Source organism: Tessaracoccus sp. OH4464_COT-324 (assembly GCF_003932855.1).
Classification (GTDB): domain Bacteria; phylum Actinomycetota; class Actinomycetes; order Propionibacteriales; family Propionibacteriaceae; genus Arachnia.
This window is the reverse complement of the sequence record NZ_RQYZ01000029.1, coordinates 1-23,818: the sequence shown is the minus strand read 5'-3', so window position 1 is coordinate 23,818 and position 23,818 is coordinate 1. Positions and strand designations below refer to the sequence as shown.

General features: G+C 66.2%; 18 protein-coding genes and 1 pseudogene. 6 read left to right on the top strand and 13 right to left on the bottom strand.

The features are described 5' to 3' along the window. Positions 1-254: 254 nt before the first annotated feature. A complete protein-coding gene (locus EII42_RS13330) occupies positions 255-968 on the top strand; it encodes a hypothetical protein (protein WP_199729873.1) in 714 nt (237 codons plus the stop codon). Positions 969-1,229: 261 nt separating this feature from the next. Here EII42_RS13330 and EII42_RS11535 read toward each other — a convergent pair whose 3' ends face one another. The 6 genes from EII42_RS11535 to lipB all read right to left on the bottom strand — a co-directional run bounded on the left by EII42_RS11535 (position 1,230) and on the right by lipB (position 7,591). Next, complete coding sequence (locus tag EII42_RS11535) at positions 1,230-1,892, bottom strand: metal-dependent transcriptional regulator (RefSeq protein ID WP_125172296.1); 663 nt, start codon at positions 1,890-1,892, stop codon at positions 1,230-1,232. A gap of 178 nt (positions 1,893-2,070) precedes the next feature. Beyond that, positions 2,071-3,381: a hypothetical protein gene (locus EII42_RS11530; RefSeq protein ID WP_125172295.1), complete on the bottom strand. Its 1,311-nt coding sequence runs from the start codon at positions 3,379-3,381 to the stop codon at positions 2,071-2,073. A gap of 47 nt (positions 3,382-3,428) precedes the next feature. Next, positions 3,429-5,195: an ABC-F family ATP-binding cassette domain-containing protein gene (locus EII42_RS11525; protein ID WP_125172294.1), complete on the bottom strand. Its 1,767-nt coding sequence runs from the start codon at positions 5,193-5,195 to the stop codon at positions 3,429-3,431. 1 nt (position 5,196) lies between these two features. Beyond that, on the bottom strand, positions 5,197-5,973 hold the full coding sequence (locus EII42_RS11520) for a DUF4191 domain-containing protein (protein WP_125172293.1): 777 nt from the start codon (positions 5,971-5,973) through the stop codon (positions 5,197-5,199). Positions 5,974-5,986: 13 nt separating this feature from the next. Then, positions 5,987-6,913: a lipoyl synthase gene (locus tag EII42_RS11515; RefSeq protein WP_125172292.1), complete on the bottom strand. Its 927-nt coding sequence runs from the start codon at positions 6,911-6,913 to the stop codon at positions 5,987-5,989. A 24-nt stretch (positions 6,914-6,937) separates the two neighbouring features. After that, a complete protein-coding gene (lipB, locus tag EII42_RS11510; RefSeq protein ID WP_199729871.1) occupies positions 6,938-7,591 on the bottom strand; it encodes a lipoyl(octanoyl) transferase LipB in 654 nt (217 codons plus the stop codon). A gap of 109 nt (positions 7,592-7,700) precedes the next feature. On the opposite strand from lipB, the gene EII42_RS11505 reads away from it, so the two are divergent. Genes EII42_RS11505 through EII42_RS11485 form a run of 5 tightly spaced genes read left to right on the top strand, consistent with a single transcriptional unit; the run spans position 7,701 to position 14,403 of the window. Then, a complete protein-coding gene (locus EII42_RS11505; protein ID WP_125172291.1) occupies positions 7,701-10,220 on the top strand; it encodes a choice-of-anchor M domain-containing protein in 2,520 nt (839 codons plus the stop codon). A gap of 14 nt (positions 10,221-10,234) precedes the next feature. Continuing rightward, positions 10,235-11,800 carry an anchored repeat ABC transporter, substrate-binding protein gene (locus EII42_RS11500; RefSeq protein ID WP_125172303.1) on the top strand — a complete coding sequence of 522 codons (1,566 nt, stop codon included), beginning with the start codon at positions 10,235-10,237 and terminating at the stop codon, positions 11,798-11,800. Then, positions 11,797-12,807 carry a choice-of-anchor M domain-containing protein gene (locus EII42_RS11495; RefSeq protein ID WP_125172290.1) on the top strand — a complete coding sequence of 337 codons (1,011 nt, stop codon included), beginning with the start codon at positions 11,797-11,799 and terminating at the stop codon, positions 12,805-12,807. Before EII42_RS11500 ends, EII42_RS11495 begins: the two co-directional genes overlap by 4 nt. Then, positions 12,800-13,555 carry an anchored repeat-type ABC transporter ATP-binding subunit gene (locus EII42_RS11490; RefSeq protein ID WP_125172289.1) on the top strand — a complete coding sequence of 252 codons (756 nt, stop codon included), beginning with the start codon at positions 12,800-12,802 and terminating at the stop codon, positions 13,553-13,555. The genes EII42_RS11495 and EII42_RS11490 overlap by 8 nt, the downstream gene beginning before the upstream one ends. Then, positions 13,549-14,403 carry an anchored repeat-type ABC transporter permease subunit gene (locus tag EII42_RS11485; protein WP_125172288.1) on the top strand — a complete coding sequence of 285 codons (855 nt, stop codon included), beginning with the start codon at positions 13,549-13,551 and terminating at the stop codon, positions 14,401-14,403. Before EII42_RS11490 ends, EII42_RS11485 begins: the two co-directional genes overlap by 7 nt. 938 nt (positions 14,404-15,341) lie before the next feature. On the opposite strand, the gene EII42_RS11480 is transcribed toward EII42_RS11485, so the two are convergent. From EII42_RS11480 to sucB, 7 genes and pseudogenes are all read right to left on the bottom strand, one after another. Continuing rightward, positions 15,342-18,314, bottom strand: coding sequence for a glycoside hydrolase family 2 TIM barrel-domain containing protein (locus tag EII42_RS11480; protein ID WP_125172287.1), 2,973 nt, complete (start codon positions 18,312-18,314; stop codon positions 15,342-15,344). Further along, a complete protein-coding gene (locus tag EII42_RS11475) occupies positions 18,311-19,147 on the bottom strand; it encodes a LacI family DNA-binding transcriptional regulator (RefSeq protein WP_370318124.1) in 837 nt (278 codons plus the stop codon). Before EII42_RS11475 ends, EII42_RS11480 begins: the two co-directional genes overlap by 4 nt. 57 nt (positions 19,148-19,204) lie before the next feature. Then, positions 19,205-19,348 (bottom strand): annotated as a pseudogene (locus EII42_RS13880) (LacI family DNA-binding transcriptional regulator); the annotation flags it as partial. A gap of 51 nt (positions 19,349-19,399) precedes the next feature. Then, positions 19,400-20,284, bottom strand: coding sequence for a carbohydrate ABC transporter permease (locus EII42_RS11470; protein WP_125172285.1), 885 nt, complete (start codon positions 20,282-20,284; stop codon positions 19,400-19,402). A 1-nt stretch (position 20,285) separates the two neighbouring features. Then, positions 20,286-21,182 carry a carbohydrate ABC transporter permease gene (locus EII42_RS11465; protein ID WP_125172284.1) on the bottom strand — a complete coding sequence of 299 codons (897 nt, stop codon included), beginning with the start codon at positions 21,180-21,182 and terminating at the stop codon, positions 20,286-20,288. Between the two features lie 12 nt (positions 21,183-21,194). Continuing rightward, on the bottom strand, positions 21,195-22,451 hold the full coding sequence (locus tag EII42_RS11460; protein ID WP_125172283.1) for an ABC transporter substrate-binding protein: 1,257 nt from the start codon (positions 22,449-22,451) through the stop codon (positions 21,195-21,197). A 220-nt stretch (positions 22,452-22,671) separates the two neighbouring features. Then, positions 22,672-23,818: 2-oxoglutarate dehydrogenase, E2 component, dihydrolipoamide succinyltransferase (gene sucB / locus EII42_RS11455; protein WP_125172282.1), on the bottom strand; the 1,147-nt coding region annotated here is incomplete at its 5' end.

Sequence of the window (23,818 nt, the reverse complement as noted above, 5' to 3'; positions counted from 1 at the left end):
GGCCGCTTCCGGAAGGGGCCTCCTTGCGTTTCGCGTTGGTACGGTTTGGCTGTTGGGGGGGCACAGCTTCTCCGCAGTGGAAGGTGCTTACCCATCGGTGAAGTCGCTTGCCAGGTTCCGATGTTCCCTCGCCCGTGGTTGAACGCTGGGCATCGGGTGCCGTCTTGGCGGAGAGCCGACGCCGGAACGTTTAGCGGATGCTCCCATCGGCCAAGCAAGACTCTTGAGCGTATCGTCCGGCGTTCACGGCCTAGGTGCCCTCCGTCAGCACCGACGCTGATTCCTCCGCGGAGGAGGTGGAGCGTCCGACAACCTTCGTCGAGTGGTTCAAGTTCGGCTTTAGTTTACTGATCGGGGTCACGGGATCGATGATCCCAATCATCGGGCTGCTGGCCGCCGCAGGCATTCTGAAGGGAGCTTTGGCCCTGCTGCTCAACGGCGGGGTCATCACGGACACGAGCGATACCTACGCGATGATCACCTCCATGAGCGATTCGGTGTTCTATTTCCTGCTCCTATTTGTTGGTTTCACGGCGGCTAAGCGGCTGGGCTCGGACCCCATCATCGTGGCCATCACCGGTGGAGTTTTGGCCTATCCATCGCTCGTTTCACTGGCGAAGAAGACGGGCGAGACATCTTTCTTGGGCATGGACTTTAACGCTGATTTCTTCGGCCTGCACTGGGCAGTGATTCCGTTGGCGGTCAACGAGATTGCGGTTACGGGTAACTTCCCGCTCAACGCAATCATTTCCGCCACCATGGTTGCGCAAGGTGGCGGCGCACTCGCCATCTTCGTCAAGACGAAGGTGGTGAAGATCAAGGAGTTGGCAGGCTCTGCCCCGCTGGCGGCCTTCTGCGGCATCACGGAGCCTGCGATGTATGGCCTAAACCTCAAGTATGGGAGACCTTCATCACTGCGTCGGTCGGTGGCGCGCTGGGCGGCATGCTCACCGGACTGTTCGGCGTGAACATGTGGGGCTTCATCGGATTCACATCCTTTGTCGACCCGCAATCTGGACTGGGGCAGAGTTTCTGGGGCTACCTGATAGCAAGCGTGGCTGCGCTGGTAGGCGCCTTCGTCTGTACCTACTTCTTTGGCTTCAGTGATCGGGTTCTGAACGCGGAACGGAAAGTCAAGAAAATCCGTCTGGGTAGGCGGGAGCCAGCGGGTGCGTAACGTACATAACGAGGTGACGGTCTGTGGGTGGGCACAAACTACGGTGGCCCACCTACGCCACCCAGATAGCCTCGGCCGCGCGTCGGCCCAAGGCGGTGGAGCGGCCCGAATCCGTGTGTACGTGCACTGTGTCGGAGTAGGGCTCGCCCTCTGCCACCGTGATCCGCCGCCCCAACGTGATCCCGAACTCGGAGAAGAAACTCACCAGCTCCGCGTCGCCGTCGTCAATCCGCTCGACGCCGTACTCGCCGGGCGGAACCGTCCACAACACTCTGGCCTGCGGTCCGGTCAGCACGCCGTCACGGTCGGGAATTGGATCTCCGTGGGGGTCTCGCGTCGGGTGACCCAGCAACTCGTCAATCTGGTTGATCAGGAAATCGGATGCGGTGTGCTCCAGGTTCTCCGCCTCGGCGTGCACCATTTCCAGTGGGTAGTGCAGCTGCTCCAGCAGGAAGGTCTCGATGAGCCGGTGCCTGCGGATCATCTGCAGCGCGTGCTTTCGCCCAGCTTCGGTGAGCAGGATGCTTCCCGACTCGGAACGCGCGGCCAGTCCTTCCGTTGTCAGCTTGGTGAACGTGCCGGAGACTGTAGACAGCTTGAGCCCCAGCCGGCGGGCGACCACTGACGGAGTGACGGGGTTATCGCACCACTCGGTGGCGGCCCAAACCACCTTGAGGAAGTCTTGTGTGCTGCGCGAAAGCTCCATGACGGACATTCCGCCAGTTTACCCCGCCGCCTGTCCTCGCCCGGGGTAGCGACGAGAGAGCAGCAGAGCGAGGCGTGCCAGGGGGGTTCGGCAACTGCCTCCTGCGCCGGACGCATTTGCCAGTGCTGCGGGGTCCTTCTCACTGGGGCCGGTGCGTCTCAGCGCAGCATGGTCTTCGAAACAGGGCTTAGGTGGCGTAAGGGTCGAAGGAACCAGTTTCGTAGGGGTTGCGGGGGAGCGTGGCCTGTGTCTCCCGCAGGTACTCGTTCGACTGGGGTGCGATGCCAGACGGATGGGACGTGAGCTGCCTGAGCGTCCGAATCACGTACTCGGCTCCGGGCTTCCGGTGATCAAACGGCCCTTGCGCCGACAGTTTCGTTACGAAGTCGGGCAGGCCCAGAATGGGGAACGCATCCGACCACTTGATGGGCTCCACCGTGCCCATGCCCGCGTCGCTGGGCAGCAGCACGATCACGGTGCTCACTGGGATCGTGACGCCCAGCTGGGCCAGCCGTCGCACGAAGAACTCGTGTGTGTGGGCGATGTCCTCGGTCATCTGTTTGGGCTCGCCGACCTCGTGGCCGGTGGCGTTGTCGAAGCAGGCGAGCTCGCCGTCGACCAGCCGCCAGGTGACATCGCCTTGCACCCAGGACCGGGCGTGCACCACCGTGACTTCCCGGCCCGAGACGATCACACAGGTGGGGTTCACCAGCGCGAACTCGTCATCGGGCAGCTTCATGTCCCAGAAAGTGGCGTTCTCCGCCAACTCCTTCGTCATGGTGAGCGCGCGGAGCAGCTGGTTTCCCTCGACGCTGCGCGGCAGCAGACCAAACATGGAGCGGGGCAGCTCGTGGGCGAGAGGGGCCAGCAGCTGCGGCTCGAAGCCCGTCATCTTGCCCGGCCGGGTAGCGGCGGACATCGGGTGCAGCGCGCGCAACCTGACCCGTTCCTGCGCCCGCTCCTCCGAGCGGCGCTGCTCAATCTGGCGACGGGTCTCGGCCTCGGCGAGCTGATGCTGCTGATACTTGTCGCGCGCGCGATCCAGCCAGCTGGCGAGGCGGCCAAGCAGCGGGAGGGCAGCGGCGAACACCGCAAAACCAGCGGCCACCCGCCACCAGGTCCAGAACCACTCCAGGTACGCGGTTATTGCCGAAGTAATTTCAAAGTTCGCCGCGATGTCGCTGAAAGCCAACAGCCCCGAGCGCAGATACGAATCGGTCAGATACTCCTGGCTCATGTCGTAGTAGAAAAGCGCGAGTAGCCCGAAAGAAAACAGCGGAACCCAGACGGGGTTTCGGGCCTGATTCCCGAATTGGGGTAGCACCGGCAAAAGCAGCAGGATCGTCAAGTAGATCACCCGCGGCCATTCGTAGTATTCCCACAGCGTGGCCAGATAATATGCGAAGCAGGCTACGGTGATCAGCAAGGCGGGGCGCCTGAGCCGAGCCAAGTAGCCTACCAAGCGCGCCACGAGGTGCTGCTGGGACTCATCTGCCATGAACGGAATTATAGATGCAGCGTGTTTCCATTCGGCAGGGCGATGGATCAGGATTCGAGGAGTTCGCTGAGTTCCAGCCAGTGCTCCTCTAGTTCGCCCTTTTGCTCCTCCAACTGCTGCAATTCGTCGTTCAGCTCCGCCAGGCGGACGTAGTCCGCGCCGACCGCCGACATCCGCTCGTGTACCGTGGTGATCCGCTCGTCGAGCTTCCCTAGCTGTCCTTCCACCTTGGCGAGCTGCTTCCGCCGCGCTCGGCTGGCCGCTGCGTCGGACGACCGCGGGGACCTGGCCTGCTGGGCCGGGGCAGTGGCCTGTGCGGAGCGCCGCCTGGCCAGATACTCGTCCACACCTCCGGGCAGCAGGACACAACTACCGTCGCCCAGCAGTGCGTACGAGACATCCGTGACGCGTTCGAGGAAGTAGCGGTCGTGCGAGACGACGATCAGCGTGCCCGGCCAGGTGTCCAGATAGTCCTCGACTACCGTCAACGTGTCGATGTCTAGATCGTTCGTCGGCTCGTCGAGGATGAGCACGTTGGGTTCGGAGATCAACAGCCGCAGAAACTGTAGACGACGACGCTCGCCGCCAGACAAGTCGCCGATGCGGGCGGTGAGCTTGTCACCGGTGAAGCCGAAGTCTTCCAGCAGGTTGGCCGCGGTCGCGTCGCGACCGGTGGCAAGCCTGGTCTCCTGCTTCAGCCGCTGTACGCTTTGCAACACCTGGTCTCGCTCATCGAGTTCCGCCACCGCCTGGGAGAGGTAACCCAGCCGGATAGTCTGGCCACGTTTGACCTTGCCCGAACTCGGTTGCCGCTTTCCGGCGAGCAGGTCAAGCAGCGATGTTTTCCCCGCGCCGTTCACGCCTACGATGCCGATGCGATCCCCGGGGCCGATGGACCAGCTGAGCGAACTCAGCAGCGGCCTGTCGCCGACGCGGTAGTGCACGTTGATCAGGTCGAACACGTCCTTCCCGAGCCGGGCGGTGGCGAAGCGTTCCAGCTGCAGCTTGTCGCGTGGGGGAGGCTCGTTCTTGATCAGCTCGTTGGCGGCCTCGATGCGAAACTTCGGTTTCGACGTCCGCGCGGGCGCGCCGCGGCGTAGCCAGGCCAGTTCCTTTCGGGCTAGGTTCCTGCGGCGCGCCTCGTTCGCGGCGGCCTGGCGCTGGCGCTCTACGCGGGCCAGAACGTAAGCTGCATAACCCCCGTCGTAGGCATCGACCATGCCGTCGTGCACCTCCCAGACGCGGGTGCACACCGCGTCCAGGAACCAGCGGTCGTGGGAGACCACCAGCATCGCCAGGCCGGCGCGGGTGCGCGCCCGGAGATGCTCGGCGAGGAAAGCGATCGCCTCGACATCCAGGTGGTTCGTGGGCTCGTCGAGCACGACCAGGTCGTGGGAGCCGAGCAGCACGGCGACGAGAGCCACCCTGCGCCGTTCGCCGCCGGAGAGCGTACCGAGCGTGCGATCCAAGTCGATGCCGGGCAGCAGCGCCTCCACGACACCCCGGTGGGCGGCGTTACGGGCGTGAACGTGGTCTGGTTCCCCGTGCAGCGCGATGTCGCGGACGGTGTCGGAGTCCGCGCCCACCTGCGACTGGGCGAGCACCCCGATCGAGGCGGAGTTGGCGATGGTAACTCGCCCTGAGTCAGGCTGGAGTTCCCCAGTCAGCACGCGCAGCAGGGTGGTCTTGCCGTCGCCGTTGCGGCCCACGACACCGATGACCTCGCCCGCGCCCAGGCCGAGGGAAACGCCGTCGAGCAGGAGACGAGTGCCGAAGCTGTGGCTGACGCCCTCGGCATTGACCAGATTGGCCACTTTAGCGACCGCGCATCGCCTTGTGAGCCCCCTTGAGGTTGACCGGCCCCTTGGGGATGGGGGCCTTGGGGCGCATCTGGTCCAGCGAACGCAGCCGCTGCTTCGCCTCATCGATCTGGGAGTCGGTGAGCTGCTTGGGCAGCTTGCGGATGTGATCGGCGAGCTTATCCAGCGACACCTGGCCCTCGCGCTCACCCATTTGGATGACCTGGGCCTGCACGCCGTAGAGGATCTGGTCGTGTTTCTTACGCTCGCTGGCGAGCAGCGCCTTCAGCCGGCCGGGCTCACCGTCGCCGATCAGGATCAGCCCACCCGGGCCCAGGGTGCGGTGTACCACATCCATGTGGCGGGTGACCGCGATGGCGGGTGTGGAGTGCCATTTCTTGCCGGGCAGCATGGACAGGGCAACCTCGGCCGAGCCGGCCTGCCCCTCGTAACGCTTGTAGGTGCCGCGCTTCGCGCGCCGAGTCAGTACCAGCAGCACCGCGACCAGCCCGACGAAGACGGCCGTGACGCTCCACAGCAGGATGCCGAGCCAGCTGCCCCAGTTGAGCCAGAGCGCGAAACCGAACACCGCCAGGAAAGGCACGAGGAACGAGGCAAGCAGCACCATCGGCAGCTTCTCGTCGTGCTCTCTCGTGATCCGGTAGACCTCCTTGACCTGCCGGAACGTTCCCCAGTCTTTAGGGTTGGTCGAGTTCTTTTTTGCCAGTTTGCGGGCCTTGATTTCCGCTTTCTGCTTCTCCGCGAGTGCCTTCGCGCGTTCGCTCTTCGCCACAGTTCTCCCTAGCTCACTTCTTTCGGGCTTCCATAGCGGTGCGATAAAGGCGACCCGCTCGGTAGGAGGACCGCACCAGCGGCCCGGACAACACCCCAGAATATCCGATTTCCTTGGCTTCTTGCTCCAGCTCGGCGAACTCTTCGGGGGTCACCCAGCGGTCAATCGGATGCAGGGTGGCGTTGGGGCGCAGGTACTGCGTGATGGTGATCAGTTCGGCACCCGCGTCGAACAGATCGCGCAGCGCCGTGGAAATCTCCTCGCGGGTCTCGCCCATGCCCAGGATCAGGTTTGACTTGGTCACCAGACCCTGATTGCGCGACAGGCGCAACACGTCCAGGGAACGCTCGTAGCGGAAACCTGGGCGGATGCGCTTGAAGATCCGCGGCACGGTCTCGACGTTGTGCGCGAAAACCTGCGGGTCGGCGTCGAACACCTGCTGCAGCAGTTCCGCCTTGCCCGAGAAGTCGGGAGCCAGCATTTCGACGCCGACTCCGGGGTTGACGGCGTGGATCTGGCGGATGGTCTCCGCGTAGAGCCAGGCCCCTTCGTCGGGCAGATCGTCGCGACAAACGCCGGTGACCGTGGCGTAGCGCAGCCCCAGCTTCTTCACCGAGGCGGCGACGCGCAGCGGCTCGGACGGGTCGTAGCCCTCCGGCTTCGCCGAGGTGATTTGGCAGAAGTCGCAGCGCCTGGTGCACTGGTCGCCGCCTATGAGGAAGGTGGATTCGCGGTCCTCCCAACATTCGTAGATGTTGGGACAGCCGGCTTCCTGGCAGACGGTGTGCACGTCGCCCGTGCGGACGATCTTTTGCAGGTCGCTGTAGTTGGGACCCATTTTCGCCCGGGTGCGGATCCACTCCGGCTTGCGCTCGATGGGGGTCTGGGCGTTCTTTGCCTCGATGCGAAGCAGTTTGCGTCCTTCTGGCTGCACAGTCACGGCTCAACCCTACTCGCCGAGAAATCAAACGCCACTTCCGCACCCGTCCCTCAGCGCCGCGCGCAGGTGCGGTATCAGATCGTCGGCCACGCGATCGACGCTCCACTGACCGGGCAGCTCCTCGGCGATCGAGGTGACGTCGGCGTCGGAGATGCCGCAGGGCACGATGTTGGCGAAGCGTTCGGTGCTCGGCTGGACGTTCAGCGCGAACCCGTGCATCGTAGTGCGACGCTGCACCCGCACGCCGATGGCGCAGATCTTGCGTTCCAGGCGCGACGCGGTGGCGGGTAGCCAGACGCCGGTGCGGCCCTTGACGCGCCCGGCGCCCAGGCCGTAGTCGGCGAGTAGGGCGATGATCGCGCTCTCCAGCTTGCGCACGTAGTCGACGACCCCGACCCCGTCGGCCAGGCGTACGATCGGATAGCCGACGAGCTGTCCCGGTCCGTGGTAGGTGATCAGCCCGCCGCGATCCACGTTGATCACCGGGGTGCCGTCGCGGGGCTTGAGTTCGTCGGCGGTGCGCCGCCCGGCGGTGTACACGGGGGAGTGCTCGACCAGCAGGATATGACCCGCGCGCTCGCCCGCGGCCACCTGCGTGTGTACGGTTCGTTGCAGCGCCCAGGTGTCCTCGTAGTCGGCGTCGCCGCGGCCAATCCCAACCTTCTCAAACGTCAGCACCGCGCCAGCTTACGCCCCCGGGCGTGATTCGACAGTTCGGCCGGGTTGGCCAACCGGGCTGGATAATGATAATGATTGTCGTGTAGTCGATGGATTTGGAGAAGCACCCATGAGTCTCAGTACTCGAACTGGCGGGCTGCGCACGGCCGCCGCCGGACTGGTGGCCGCGCTGGCCGCCGCTTTCGTGCCGACCGCCGCCGCCAACGACCCTGTCGTTTTCGACCACGGGCACGTGGACATGTTCAACGTGCATGTCGCGAACGGCGCGCTGGCGCTCAACCTGAAGGAGGACATCACCGGTAGCCACGTGCTGCGTGAACCTGAAGAGGTGGAACTGCACGTCAAATCGCTAGCCAGGGTGAAGATCCCCGAGGGATTCCCCGGCGCGCCTGAGGCCCACCTCCTGCCCAATCCGCAGGATCCGCAGCTGCTGTGGCCGGGCTGGGACACGCTGGCCACCCAGGGCGAGGGCTATGGTCCTATCGATATCGTCTTCGACAGCGTGAGCGGGCCTGGGGAGATCCACGTTTTCGGCGTGAACCCCTTCGCGGCCGACCCTAAGTCGCTGCTTAGCGATGGCGGCACGCGGATCGTCGATGGCTCCGTCATCCGACAGGAGTTCCCGGGGCACACCCACGCCAACTGGGTCTTCACTGCGGAGGGCGTGTACCAGCTGAAGGCGAAGGCACAAGGCAGCAAGTCCGGTGAACAGCAGGTAAGCGAGTTGCGCACCTACACCTTCACTGTGGGCGACAGCTACCGCGGCCGCGGCCACAACAAGCAGCCGGATGAAGGAGAACCGACTCCGCCGGGCGGCAGCCCGGGTCAGCCTGGTGGGGAGCCGTCTCAGCCTGCGGAGCCGGGTCAGCCTGGTGGGGAGCCGGGTCAGCCTGGTGGGGAGCCGTCTCAGCCTGCGGAGCCGGGTCAGCCTGGTGGGGAGCCGTCTCAGCCTGCAGAGCCTGAACCCACCCCACCGCAGGATCCCGCGCCGGCCAGGAACACCGTCATCATCGACCACGGCCACGTGGACGCGTTTGACGTGACCGCGCGCGACGGTGCGCTTGCCCTGGCGCTCAAGGAAGACGTGACGGGAAGCCATGTGGTGCGCAAGCCCGAAGAGGTGGAGCTGCACATCAAGTCACTCGCGCTCACCGACCGCATCCCTGACGGGTGGCCTGGCGCGCCCAAGGGATACGTGCTGCCCATGACCCAAAATCCACAGCTGCTCTGGCCGGGCTGGGACACCATGGGTACCCAGGGCGGTGGCGTCGACCCGAGCATTCAGCTGGTCTTCACTGACGTGACCGGCCCCGACGCGGTCCATCTGTACAGCCAGAGCGCGTTCGGTTCCTCCAGCGTCGGGCAGCTCCCGCCCGGGGTACGGCCGCTGCTCGACAACAATGAGACCGCGCTGCGCGCGGGTGCGACGATCACCGTAGCCAACCCCGCCCACGTGCACGCCAACTGGGTGTTCCCGCTGGCGGGCGTGTACAAGTTCACCGTGCAGGCCACGGGCAGCGTCAACGGGCAGCCGATCAGCTCGCGGCCCGCAACTTACACCTTCACAGTCGGCGACCATTTCCGCGGCCAGGGCTACCTGGCGCAGCCAAGCGGATCACCCGACGAGCCGGCACCGAACACCCCGGGCGGCCAGACGCCGCAGGACGTCCCGACCGCACTTAACCCGGGCAGGAAACAACCCGCCTCGGCGAACGAGCCCGCTCCGGCAAGCGCAACCGACGACTGTACCAAGTCGAGCGTGATCCGTGAGGCAACCGAAGCCGAAGTGCAGCAGGCCCTCAAGGGCGGCAAACGCGGCGGCAAAGCGGGCGGCTCCGTCACCGTACCGGCCAACACTCACGTGCACCCCAACTGGGTGTTCTCGGCCCCTGGAGAGTACAAGCTCACCATCCGCCAGTCCACCCGGGACAAGGAGGGGAAGCCGCTGTCGGCCACCGCCACGCTACGGTTCCTCGTCGGCTCGGGCAACGGCGCCACCTCCGGGCACTTCGACTTCGGCAGTCACGTCGTTGACGGAAAGCTCGTGGCCATGGTGAAGGATGACCGATCCTCGCCGGCCCAGTGGGTTGCGCCGTCGGCGAACACCTTCGTGCTCGGCGACGCTGCCAAGGCGACCGCGCCGGCAGGCATCGAGTTCGTTGCACCCGCCGGGCAGCAGGTTTGGATGATCGCCTCGACGCAGGTGTCCGGTGTTCCCTGGCTGGGCACCAACACCCAGCACGAGAGCCTGCTCGCAGGCAGCGCCGGTGACGTCACTTTCACGCTGGTCTCCGCCTCGGGGCCGGGCAACGTCGCGGTTTTCACCTCCGGAAACTTCGGTCAGGTGGTCGGCAAGCGGTGGTTCACCCGCACCGTGGGTGGAGCCGATGCCGCGCCGACCGGGAAGATCACGCTCACCGAGGACAAGGCGGGCGAGGGTGACGTGTTCGTCAAAGACGGCAAGCACATGATCAAGGAAGCCAAGTGGACCGACTCCAAGGGGCAGCCGTGCAAGCCGAAGCGCGGCATGCCGCGCGCGGGCGTCGACGACGGCGAGCCCGGCCGGTGGCCCGCTCTGCTGATGGTCGGGCTGCTGGGGGTGGCCACACTGCGTCGAGCACGCCGGTGAGGCTGGCGAAACTGATGGCGGCCGGGTTCGCCCTGGCCGCCATCATCGTGCTGCCCGGCCGCACCCCGTCGGCCGCGGAGGACGACCGACTGACCGTAGTGGCCACCACCGGCATCCTCACCGACCTGACCAGCCGGGTGGCGGGCGACCACGCGCACGTCGTCGGGCTGGTGCCGCCCGGCGCCGACCCGCACACGTACGAGCCCAGCCTGCGTGATGTCCGCGACATCGTGAACGCCCGGATCGCATTCTCCAACTACCTCATGCTGGAGGAACAATCGCTGATCCGCACCATCGACGCCAACCTGCCCGCCACCGCCAAACACATCGCGCTCGCCGAGGAAGCGAGCGGCTACTCGGCGGAGATCATCCCGCTGGTGGAGAACCACTCTCTGGACACCGTCTGGCTCGGACTGCGGGTGCACGGCACCGTCGAGGGCGCTACGCGATCCTCAGCCGTGGAACTCGCGATGATCCAGGCCGACGGGCCGGGCGCCGTGCATGGGTTCGTGACCGGCACCTTCGGAAACCCGATCGGGGTGTTCAACTCTGCCGACGGATTCGATCCGGCGCGCGGCTACACGGGTGATCTGACCTCCCTGCCGATGGACGCCCACACACACATGAGCTGGGCCTTCACCGAGCCGGGGGTGTACGAACTCACCTTCCACTCCCACTACGTGGCTGATCCGGGATCCCGACCCCGCAACCAGCTGACCGGCAGGCTCGCCGTCGCCGTCGGCGTGGACCCGACCACGCTTGGCAAGAAGGTGGTGCTGCGCGAGGGCCACGCCGACATCACCGCGGACCTAACCCAGGGCAGGCTGGCGGTGTTCAGCGACCAGATCGCAGGCGGTGACGCTTTGGGCCTGGGCCAGGCGGCCATCGACGACGTGGTCATCCACGTGCCAAGCAAGGCGTTGCTTCCGGTACCGGCGGATCCCAGCTATCGCTTCATCGCCCGCCCCGGCGCCGATGTCTACCAGCTGCCGCAGGCCGTGCTAGGCAAGCATGTGCATGGGGAGATCGACCCGCACCTCTGGCAGGACGTGCGCAACGCGCAGGCCTACGTCGAAGTGATCCGCGACCAGCTGATCGCAGCAGACCCGGCCAACGCGACCGCTTACCGGGACAACGCGCGTGCCACCCTGGCCGAACTCGACCAGGTGCACGACTATGTGCAGCGCTCTGTGGCTACCATCCCGGAAGCCAACCGACATCTCGTGACCACGCACGACGCCTACGGCTACCTGGCCCACCGCTACGGCCTCCAGATCGCCGCGGTGGTAGCGCCGTCGCCCGTGCAGGAACCGTCCGCAGCTGACCAGCGGCGCCTCACCCGGACGCTGGCGGATCTGAACCTGCCCGCCGTGTTCATCGAACCCAACGCCACCCAACATTCGCACGCCCTGATCGGCGCGGCCAAGCAAACCGGCACCTCCGTGTGCCGTATCTGGGGAGACGCGTTCACCCGGAAAGTGACCACCTATCCAGACATGATGCGCGCCAACGCGGATTCGTTGGCCCGCTGCCTGGGCGGGCAACCGCTCGGCGACCACGACCTGAAGGACGACAGATGAGAAGAATGCTGGCTACCGCCGCCGCGCTGCTGCTGGGCAGCCTACCGATGATTGCAGGGGCGTCGACCACCCCGCCAACTCCGCCGGAACTGGGCTCCGACGACCCCGCACTGCAGCAGCAGGTGCTCGCGGACGAGGAGATTCGCCACGAGCGCGTGGTGTTGGAGGCGGGCCACATCGACCTCGGGCCGCGGCTGGTGGCGGGGGACTGGCGTCTGCTCGCCCGAGACGACACCGCCGCGTTGGAAAACGGCAAACCCGTGTGGCGCGAACTCAGTGATGTCGTGCTCCGGGTACGTGACCAGGCGATCCTAGAACTGCCCGATGACCCCCTGTACGCCTTCACCGGGGCCCAGCCCGGGGAACGGGTCTGGGTGGTGCCGCAGACCGAGGTGCCGGGCGTCGTCTGGTTGGGATGGAGCACACAGCACCCGGAGGTGGTGAGCGCCATCCAGCGGGGCGTCACCATGCGCTTCGAGCGCGCCCAGCGCCTCGACGGCGACGGCCGCATGAGTCTGTTCATCCAGCCCGGAAACTTCGCGGAACCCCAGGTGCTCTTCGATGGCAGTCAGCCGGCCGATGTCTGGGTGGACCTGAACACGCACACGCACGCCAACTGGGTCTTCACCGCGGCCGGAACCTACGCCGTCGACCTGAAGATCCTCGCCGACGGCGTCGACGGGCAGCCGCGCTCCGCCGACGCGCGCCTCATCTTCGCCGTGGGCGACGAGACCGACGCCCAGGCAGCCTTCCCGGCCCAGCCGAGCGACACGCCGTCGGCAACCGCCAGCGGGCAGAGTGCGGCGAGCGAGGCACCCGCCGCCGAGCCCACGCGCCCAGCGGCGAACAACACCCACAGCCCGCAGACCGAGCCTGCTTCGCCTGGCAACCCCACGACGTGGATCGTGGGCGCGGCGGTAGGGGTGGTCGCGACGGCAGCCATCGTCGGATTCATCCTCATCCGCAGGCGCCAGGGCGCCATCGAGAGGGCGGTGTTCGATGAGTGAGACCGCGCTGGGTATCACAGGGCTGAATGTGAGCCTCGGCGGGCGGCAGGTGCTCACCGATGTTTCCCTGCGGCTCACCACCGGCCGCATCCACGGCCTGCTCGGACCGAACGGGGCCGGCAAGACCACGCTGTTTCGCGCCATCATGCGACTGATCCCCGCCAGCGGCGCCATCGAGACCCCGGGCGGCGTGGGCTACGTGCCCCAGCGGCATGACGTCATGTGGGACTTCCCGATCACCGCCCAGGAAGTGGTGATGACCGGTCTAACCAAGCAGATCGGTTGGCTGCGCTGGCCGAAGCGCCGACATTACGAGGCGGTCGCGGAAGCGCTCGGCAGAGTGCGGATGACTGACCTGCGCAACCGACCGATCTCCGAGATGTCGGGTGGGCAGCGGCAGCGCGTGATGATCGCGCGCGCCCTGGCCCGCCGGCCTCAACTGCTGCTACTCGACGAGCCGTTCACCGGCCTCGACATGCCCACCCAGGAACTGCTTACCGCCCTGTTCCGGGGGCTGGCCGAAGACGGCACGACGCTTTTCATGTCCACCCACGACCTCACCCACGCGATGGTGGTGTGCGACGAGGTGACGCTCGTCAACCGCCGCGTGGTGGCCAGCGGTGAGCCGGCGCGACTGCGCGACGCGGAGGCCTGGAAACGTACCTTCGAGGTGAGCGACCAGTCGCCGCTGCTCAAGCAGGTCGGCCTCGCGGGAGCTGGTGCCCTGCTGGGGGGAGCGACATGCTAACCCCACTGGACTTCCTGGCCGACCTGATGAACCCGATGCTCGCGTTCCTGCCGAAGGCGCTCCTCGTCTCGGTGCTCGCGGCGATCGTCTGCGGGGTGATCGGTTCGCACGTTGTGCTGCGCGGCATGACGTTCATCGGCGATGCCGTCTCCCACTCAGTCTTCCCTGGCATCGCGGTGGCCTTCGTACTGCAAGGCTCGCTGCTGGTGGGTGGCATCGTGGCCGGGGTCGTCACCGCAGTGCTCATCGCGCTGTTTTCCCAGACCAAGCGGTTGCGTGAGGATTCGGTGATCGGGGTGTTCTTCGTGGCGGCCTTCGCGCTAGGCATCGTCGTGATCTCGCTCGCGCCCGGCTACGCGGGCTCGCTCACCTCCTTCCTGTTCGGCTCCATCACTGGCATCCCCGACGAGACCGTGCTGTTCTCGCTCATCATGGCCTTGGCCGTGCTTCTCGTGGCCGCCGCCTTCCACAAGGAGCTGGTGGCGGTCAGCCTCGACCGGGAGTATGCCCGCTCCGCAGGGCTGCCGGTGCTGATGCTGGACGTCATCCTTTACGTGTTGGTTACCCTCGCTGTGGTGATGAGTATCCAAACCATCGGAAACATCCTCGTGCTGGCGCTGCTCGTCACCCCGGCGGCGGCTGCCCGAATGCTCACTGACCGGCTGCTGCCCATGATGTTCGCGGCAGCGACGATAGGCGCGCTCAGTGCTTTCGTCGGCCTCTACCTCTCCTGGGCCCTGGACGTGCCCACCGGCGGCACCATCGTACTCGTGGCGACGGCCGTGTTCATGCTCGCTTGGGCCTTCGGGCCGCGTCACGGGGTGCTCCGGGTAAGATTCGCGGCCTGAGAAGGTCCTTAGGGCGCTGGCTTGGCCTGAGCAGGTTCTGCAAGAGGAGGGAAACGATGCCGGTGTCCCGCTTGGCCGGGCTGGTGCGGCGACGCTGCGGACGGTCTACACCGCCGGGAGCCGCTTGGAAGATGAGGTGGTCGTCGAGTAGACGCCGACGGCCACGCGATTCGCGCAGAGAGATGCCGCTGGTCGCCTATGTCCCGAAGCAGACGGAGCACGAGACGATTGCGCATGCCATCGCGAAGTACGAGAGTGAGTGCCTGGCCAGGTGGGAGAGATCACCAGTGGGCACAAGCCAGTGGCAACAAGCTGCTGACCAGCTTGGAGGGAATGTGGGTGCGCTACGGCGATCTGGAGGGCCCGGGGGCGAGGGGCGAGGAGAACCAACTGGAGCTTTCCCTGGGTGAGTGGGGCGAACGAGCGCCCAACGACGACCACGAGCACGCGGTGATGCACGGGACCGATGCCGATGACGCCCAGCCGGGCGGTGACTCGGTGGCGGACAACGCTGGCAACCCGACCCGGAGGTGCAGCTGCGGGGGAGAAGCCCAACGTCGAGTGGTCGGCGACTACGGGTGGTTCTCCGAACTGACTCATCAGTTGGAGAAGGTGCTCGCCGAAACTACGGACCGTACCAAGGTGCACCCGAAGGTGAAGGAGGTGCGGGTACGTGTCGACGACTGTGTCACTGCAGCCGGGTTCGACCTGTCCAAGGAGGCCGAACCCGGCTCCGGGGAGGTGCCTGGTCTGGATCGGCGTACGAGGAGCAGTTCAGGCGGCGCGCCGCGACAGGAAAACCTGTTCGGGTGGCTCTACTCGGTGGGCCGCGAGTACCGGCAACGCGGCCTGGAAACCCAGGGGGGACCGGGCTATTGGCAAGCCACAAGCGCTACTAGGAGACGGAGCCACTGCAGCCGACGCTCTCGGCCGCTGATTCAGCCCACTTCGACCAGGAACCCGAACTCCGCAGCCCGCGGCCATAGCGCGTGTTGGGGCAGCACATCGGGGCCGCAAGCTCGGCTGCCCAGGCCGTGCACAGCCGCGTCCAGGTATAGGTGGGTACCCCTGCTGGGCGGCAGCTCGTGCTGATGGGTGGCGCGGGTAAGCTCGTGGGCGTCGTGCCGCCCCAGCGTGAAGCCGGGCAGGTCGGGGCCGAAAGTGCGCCATGCGAGCCGGCCCGCTTCGCCGGAGAGGACCAATCTTCGCAGCTGTTCGCGGTGCCCGGTCTCCTGCGGCATCGCGTAGCGGAAGGTGAGGTCGTCAACGAGGCTCTCGTGTTCCGCGACGATGGAGGCCGCCCGCGAATCGGGGTAGGATTCTCCCGGCCCGCCGCCAAACCACCGGGCCTCGTCGAAGCCGCCGGGCAGCAGCAGATGGAATCCGATGCGTGGCCAGGTGACGTCGGTACGCAGCCGGATTGGGGCCACCAAGAGCTTGCAGGCTGCGGCGTCTCCTACGCGCCGCCACCGGTAGGTGACCTCGGCGCCGTGCCGGGACTGCGCGGCCATCAGCCGTTGCACCACGACGAAGTCGTCGCCGGCGAGTTCGATCAGGGTGGTGCGGGCTAGCAGCCGGTCCAGGCCTTGCGCGCGCCACCGTTCGGCCGACGAGGGCCCGGGCGCGCCGAAGCCATTCGTCGCGAAGTAATTGGCCAGCTCGAAGGAACCGAAGTGGCCCGCAGCATCGTTGTCGGTGGGTGCCCGCCAAAGCTCGACCCCTGCCTCAGCCACAGCGATGTCGCCGAGCGCCAGCAGCCTTCCGGTGTGCGGGCACAGCTGGGCGGGTCCGACGTGCACGTGGCCGCGCACGAGCGGCGCCGCCGTCGGGCGCGGGAGGACCGGTGGCGGGCAGCGATCCAGCCGGAACTGCGCGACGTACACCCGATGGCCAGCCGTCGCCCAGGGCCGGTCGGCGCGTTCCTCGACGAAAATCGTCAGGAAGGAGTCCCGCTCGACGGTGGCCGAGCCGGGCAGTTCGGGCAACGGCAGCTCGGCCGACGAATTGGCTGCAACCGCGACGGGAAGTTCCCCATCGGCGCGCAACTCACCCGCCACTTCCCAGCGCCAGCGGAATCTCAGGTGGTCAGTGCCGGAGGCGTGGAAGCGATTCTCGACCACCAGCGAGCCCTCCGCGAGCGTCACCACGACGGGCGAGAACTGCTGTGCCACCTCGGCCAGCATTGGCGAGGGGACACCGTCGGAAGTGAGCAGCCCGTCGAGGACGAAGTTGCCGTCGTGGTTCAGCTCGCCGAAGTCGCCGCCGTAGGCATGGAAGGGCACGCCGTCGTCGGTGGTGGTGGCCAGCCCGTGGTCGCGCCATTCCCACACGAAACCGCCGTGCCAGTCGGCGAGTGTCTCGAACAGTGTCACGTATTCGCCCACCGCGCCCGCTCCGTTGCCCATGGCATGGGCAAACTCACACAGGATCTTTGGCTTGTCGCTGAAGCGGGCGGCTGCGGCCGGATGCGGTGCGTAGGCGTCGGCGGTGCCTGCGCTCATAGCTGCCATCTCCGCAGGCGGCGGGTACATGCGGCTCACCAGGTCGGTGTAGGCGGCTTCGTAGTCGTTCTCGTAGTGCACTGGCCGCGTCGGGTCCAGCCGGTGAGCCTCCTCGGCCATTGCTGCAAGGTTCGCCCCGGTGCCGGATTCGTTTCCCAGGCTCCAGCAGATAATCGACGGGTGGTTGCGGTCGCGCAACACCATGCGTCGCATCCGTTGCACCAGAGCGGCACGCCACGCAGGGTCGTCGGTGGGGTTATGTTCCCAGTCGTAGTCGAGGAACGCGTGCGTCTCCAGGTCGCATTCGGCCATCACCCAGAAGCCCAGTTCGTCGGTCAGGTCGAACAGCCGCGGATGAGGCGGGTAGTGCGCGGTACGGATCGCGTTGATGTTGGCGCGCTTCATCTCGATCAGCCCGGCGCGGGCCGAATCTTCGTCGAAGACGCGGCCGAGTTCGGGATGGTACTCGTGTCGGTTGACGCCGCGGATGCGCACCTTCGTGCCGTTGATGAGCCATTGGTTGCCGACGATGCGGACGGTGCGGAACCCCACCCGGGTGTGCGCGGTCTCGTGGCTGTTCGAGAGGGTGGCTGCGTATAGCCTGGGGGAGTCGGGACTCCAGGGTTCTACCGGGCCGACGGGCACGGGCTGTACGTCGTCGGGGCTGTCCCAAGTGACGTTGACGTCGAGTTCGGGCACCGCCAGCGTCAGTGGGAAGCTCGCTTGGGCCTCGACGGCTAGCCTTCCGGTGCCGCTACGGTGGTCGAAGTCGGCTGTGATGCAGAAATCGTTGATTCCGCCGGCGGGCCGAGCCACGATGGCGACCGCCCGAAAGATGCCGGGCAACCACCACTGGTCCTGATCCTCGACGTAGGTCTGGGCCGAGAACTGGGCCACGCGCACGTGGAGAGCGTTGTGACCGGCGCGAACCACGTCGGTGATGTCCAGCTCTGTGGTGAGCCGGGAGCCGCGAACCACCCCCACCTCCCGCCCGTTGACGTGCACGATTCCGATCGACTCGACCCCGTCGAAGCGCAGCAGGATCTGCTGGCCGCGCCAGGCCTCGGGCAGCTCGAAGTCGCGACGGTAGTCGCCGATGCCGTTGTCGTCGGGCGTGTGCGGCGGGTCCATGGGGATGGGCAGTTGGATGTTGGTGTAGTGCGGTTTGCCGTAGGGGTGCCCGGGTGCGAGCACCCAGTGCCCGGGCACTGCGAGGGTGTCCCACGTGCTGTCGTCGTAGTTCTCGACGTGGCACGCCTCGGGCGCGACGCGCACCCCGGGTGAGTAGTGGAAGCGCCAGGGTCCGCTGAGGTCGAGGATTTGGGGCTCGGCACGCCAGGACCGGGCGGGCACCCCGTCGCCAGGCGTGGTCGCGTCGAGTGCAGCCAGGGTACGTTCGGTGAGGGTCATTGGTTGCCTTCTGTCGGGGCGGCTGGCCGAGTAGAGCCGCGGATGATGAGTTCGGTCGGGAAGAAGCGGTGGCCGGGGTCGCGTCCGTCAATCAGTTCGCGCAGCATGGTGATGGCCTCGTGGCCGACTCGCTGAATGGGCTGAGCGACGGTGGTGAGCGTTGGGCGCATTTCCGTGCCGATGCTGTGGCCGTCGAAGCCGGTCAGCTGCACCTCGTCGGGGATTCGTCTGCCGCGTCGCTGCAGTTCGAGCCAGGCGCCGTAGGCCATGCGGTCGGACGCGCAGAAGATGGCGTCGATCGCGGGGTCAGCATCCAGGAGTTCCGCGGCCAGGCGTTGACCGGAGGGGGCGGTGTAGTCGCCGTAGCGCACAAGCTCCGGGCGGAACAGCTCGCAGAGGGCGTCGCGCACGCCGCGGAGCCGTTCCTGGCTGCCCGGGGCGTCCGCGGGACCGGTGATCAGGGCCGGGCGATTAGCGCCCCGGGCTTTGAGCAGGCTGGCGGCGGCTGCGGCGCCGGCGTAGTCGTCTACGGCCACCGTGCGGATCCTTGGGCCGGCGATGTCGGCCGGGAGCCTGCCACAGGCGACGACGGGCAGTTCGCGTTGCACCAGCTGTTCCAGCAGGGGTTCCTCGAGGTGCGGGGTGAGGTGCACGACGCCGTCGAGCCGCCGCTGGTCCAGGAACGAGGCTGCTCGACGGCGCTCCAGCTCGCTGCCGGCCAGGAGCAGGATCAGTGCGTCGGTGTGGTCGCCGAAGCCGGACGAGATGCCTTTCAGTAGCTCACGAAGGGTCGGGTCGTCGAATAGTTCATCGGCCGGTTGGGTGATGAGCACCGCGACGGCGTGGTTGCGCCCCGTGGCCAGCGATCGGGCGTGCGAGTTGAGCCGGAACCCGGTCTCCTTGACAGCACGCTCGACCGCTGCACGGGCTGCGGGGGAGACTTTGGGTGAACCGTTGAGCACGCGGCTGACGGTGCTGCGGGACACGCCCGCAACGCGAGCTACATCCTCGATCGTGTTACCCATTTTTGCCTCCGCCCGGTGACGCTGGACAGTTGATAAACAACTCGTGAATCAAGCTCGACTCTAACCCTTGGTCGCCCCCAGCGTGAGTCCGGCAACGAACTGTTTCTGCAGTACGAAGAACACTAGCAGCACGGGCAATGCCGCAATGATCGAGCCGGCGGACAGGAGGTTGTAATCTGTGAAGAATGCGCCCTTCAGGTTATTCAGAGAACTGGTCACGGGGTATTTGTCGCCGGTTTGCATGAGTACTGTCGCCCAGAAGAATTCGTTGTAGATCCAGGCGGTCTGCAGGGTGGCTAGCGCCGCGAGTGGCGGCCTGAGCAGCGGCAGGGTCAGGCCGTAGAACTGCCGCCAGGCCGACGCCCCGTCGAGCATGGCCGACTCGTAGATCGCCGGGGGGAGCGTCTTCATGTAGTTGCTCAGCACGAACGTGCAGAAGCCGGTCTGAAAAGCGACGTTGATGAGTATCACACCCGCGTGGGAGTCCAGCAGGCTGCCGGAATCGGACAGCGCAAGCGGTAGCTCCACCGATCGGAACATGCGGTAGATCGGGATCAACAGCGACTGCGGAGGCAGCAGGTTTGCCGCGACGAACACGGCTAGCATGGTCAGGTTGAACCGGAAGCTGTAACGAGCCAGGACGAACGCCGCACACGAGGACAGCGCCAGGGTGAGAATTACGGCGCCGAGCGTGATGATGAGCGAATTGAGGAAGCTGTTGGTGAATCCGCCCCGTTCCCAGGCGTTTATGTAGTTGTCGAATGTGAATCCACCGAAGGACAGATATCCGTGCTGCAAGGTGTACCCGTAGTCTCGGAAGGAGTTGAACAGCGCCCACAGCAGCGGAAAAAGCCAGACGAGGGAAGTGGCGATGAGCACCGCGTAGAGGGCGATCCGCGTCGGTCGGGCCGACGAGCGTCGCTTTCGTTCTTGTTGCTGAGTCATCTCAGTCTCCCTTCATGACGACGCGCAGTTGGATGACGATGAACACTGAGCTGATCAGCAGCATGATCGTGGCCAGGGCCGATCCGAAGCCGATTCGGCTGGCTTCGCCGATGACGTTCGTCGTGACGAGCGTGGAGATCAGCTCCAAGCCATTGCGGCCTCGGTTGATGATCCAGGCCAGGTCGAACGCGCGGAGGCCCTCGATGAATGTGATGCTGAGCACGATGATGTTGATGGGGCGCATCACGGGGAAGATCACCTGTAGGTAGGTCTTCACAGGGGTGGCGCCGTCGATCGCGGCCGCCTCCCGAATGCTGGGGTCAACGCCCTTCAGCCCGGAGAGGTAGAGCAGCATGATGTAGCCGACGTGGCGCCAGCCGTTGGCGAGCATCGCGGCCCACAGGTTGACCGACGAGTCGCCGTACCAGTCGATGCTGGTGCCCAGGATGGCGTTGATCAGCCCTTGGTCGCGGCTGTACATGAGCTGCCAGATGAAGCCGACGAGCGCGGCCGAAAGGACCACGGGCAGGTAAATGGAGGTCTGGTAAAACCGGGTGCCGCGCAGCTCCTTGTCGAGGAAAACGGCCAGCAGCATCCCGAGGGGCGTGAATACCGCGAACAGCACAACCAACCAGATTAGGTTGTGCATGAGCGCGGGCCAGAAGGGCGGGTAGATGGTGGCCAGGTCCACGTAGTTCTGGGCGCCGACCCAGCTGATCGTATCTAGGCCGCCAACGCCATCCCACGAGGTGAAGGACAAGCCGACGGTGGTGAGCGCTGGTCCCCAGATCAGCACCAGCACGGTGACCAGCGGTACGCTCAGCATCAGGGTGAGCACCAGCTTGTCGCGCAGCGGCAGCCGGACTCCCGTGCGGTTGGCAGTGCGTTTCTTGCTCATGATGGTTCCGATTCACTCGCCCGCGAAGATGGACTTCTTCTGGGCCTCGACGTTGGACAGGATGGAATCCAGCTGCTCGGGGTCTCTGATGAACGATTGGAGGGCCGGGCCGACGACGGTGTTGGCGAAGTCCGGCCGCGAGTCGCGGTCGAGGAACTGGGAGAGATCCTCGGCCTCCTCGATGAGCTTCACCGCCTTGAGCTGGAGCGCGTTATAGCTGCTGCGGTCCGCCGCGGAGTTGGCGGCGATCATCGACGTGTCGGCTTTGGTGAGAACGTTCACGGCCGCCGGCGATCCGAGGTAGGTGAGGAGTTCCTTGGCCAGCCCGGGGTTCTTGGGCCTGCTGGAGAGCATGAAGCCGTCGACCGGGGCCTCCACCACCTTCGCACCGATTGCGGAATCGACCTCGGGGAAGGTGAAGAAATCGAGGTCGTCCTCGATGCCGGCGGCTGCGAACTGCTGCTGGAGGAACAGGCCCATCAGGTAGACGCCGGATTGGTTCTGCACGAGCCCCTGTGCGGCCTCCTGCCAGGTGCGGCCGAGGGCATCGGCCTGATGGAAGGGGAGGAGCTGCTTCCAGACCTGGAACACCTTCTTCACCTTCTCGCCGTCCCAGGCCTCCCTTCCCGCCATGAGCGCGACGTGGAAGTCGTAGCCGTTGACGCGCAGGTTGAGCATGTCGAAGGTGCCCATTGCCTCCCAGCCGTCCTTGTCGGCGAATGCGATGGGGGCGAGGCCGTCTGCGCGCATCCGCTCGGAGAGGGCGAGCCACTCGTCGAGGGTTTTGGGCGCGGTGTAGCCCCGCTCCTGGAACAGGCTGGGGCGGTAGAAGACGGCCCAGGGGTAGTAGGTCATGGGGAGGAAGATTTGGCGGCCCTCTGCGTCGGAGGACGCGGATTTCATGGACGCGGGCATGCCGTCGAGCGTGGCCCACACGTCGGAGATGTCGCTGACCAGCCCTCGCTGGGCGAAGTATCGGGCCCGGTAGCCGGCGAACCAGGTGAACACGTCGTCGGGGTTGCCCTGCAGGTAGTTGTTGATGCCTTCTTTGAAGGTCTCGTGCTGGACGGTGTTGATCTTCACTTCTCCGGGGAAGCCGGCGATCATCTCCGTCATGGCCTTTCGGGGGACGTCGTCGGACTGGTAGGAGCCCAGCGTCACGTGGTTCACGGGCGTGGAGCTGCCGCCGCAGGCGGTCAGGGTGCTGCCGAGGCCGAGGCCGAGGGCGGTCAACAGCCCGCGGCGGCTGAGCGTAGGAAGGGGAAACATCGGACCTCCTATGGGAGCGCACCCACGAACTTTGTGGGTGCTCTAGCTGTGGAATTGTACGGAATGTGTCGGTTGAACTCCCGCCTTTCACGGCGCGGTTGCTGCTAATCTGTGGGAGCGCTCCCACAATAACTTGGCCGCAGGCCCGGAGTCAAGAGGGCGAGTAAAAAAAATCGGGCGGCGACCTCCCACAGGAAGCCGCCGCCCGAAGCGGGCTTGGTCAGAGGCCGAACTCGGCTCCGAAATCACCCTCTTCCAGGCGCGTCTTGACAGCAGACAGGAAGCGGGCGGCTACCGCACCGTCAATCAGGCGGTGATCGTAGGTGAGGGAGAGGTACATCATGTCGCGCACGGCGATGGTCTCCCCGCCGAACTGATCCACGACGACGATCGGCCGCTTCACCAGCGCCCCGGTGCCCAAGATCGCCACCTCCGGCTGGTTGATGATCGGGGTGTCGAACAAGGTGCCGGCGGAACCGTAGTTGGTGATCGTGAAGGTGCTGCCCGAGAGATCGTCTGGGCCGACCTTGCCCTCGCGGGTGCGCGCAGCCAGGTCGTTGATCTTCTTGGCGAGCCCTGTCAGGTTCAGCTCCCCGGCGTTTTTCACCACCGGCACGAGCAGGCCGCGAGGTGTGTCCACAGCGATACCGATGTGCTCGCCGTCGGCGTAGGTGACGGTGCCGGCCTCCAGATCCATCGTCGCGTTGACGGTGGGGAAGGACTTGAGCGCCTCGATGGTGGCCAAGGTGATGAACGGCAGGTAGGACAGCGACGTGCCCTCTCGGCGCTTGAAATCCTCCTTCACGCTCTTACGGATCCGGCTGACGGCGCTCAGATCCACCTCGACGGTGGCGGTCAGCTGCGCCGAAACCTGCAGGGACTGCGTCATCCGGTTCGCGATGGTCTTGCGCAGGCGGGAGATCTTCTCGGTGGTGCCGCGCACAGAGCTTGCCTCGGGCGCCACGGGCTTCGGCGCGGCGGGGGCAGCAGCCGGCGCTGCGGGCGCGGGACTCACGGGAGCGGCGGCCCTGGCAGCCGCGTCGAGAACGTCCTGCTTGCGGATCCGGCCACCCACCCCGGTGCCGCTGAGCGTGGCCAGGTCGACGCCGTGCTCCTTAGCCAGCTTGCGAACCAGCGGGGTGACATAGACGCCTTCAGCCTCGACGGCGCGCCGCGCCGCGGCCTCCACTGCCGGCGAATGCTGCACGACGGCCTGCGGTGCGGGAGCGGGTGCGGCGGGGGCCGGTGCGGGAGCGGCGGGGGCCGGTGCGGGTGCGGCGGGGGCCGGTGCGGGTGCGGCAGGCTCCGGTGCCGCTGGCGGCTCGGGAGCGGGGGCTGCGGGGGCGTCCCCGGGCTGGCCGACGACG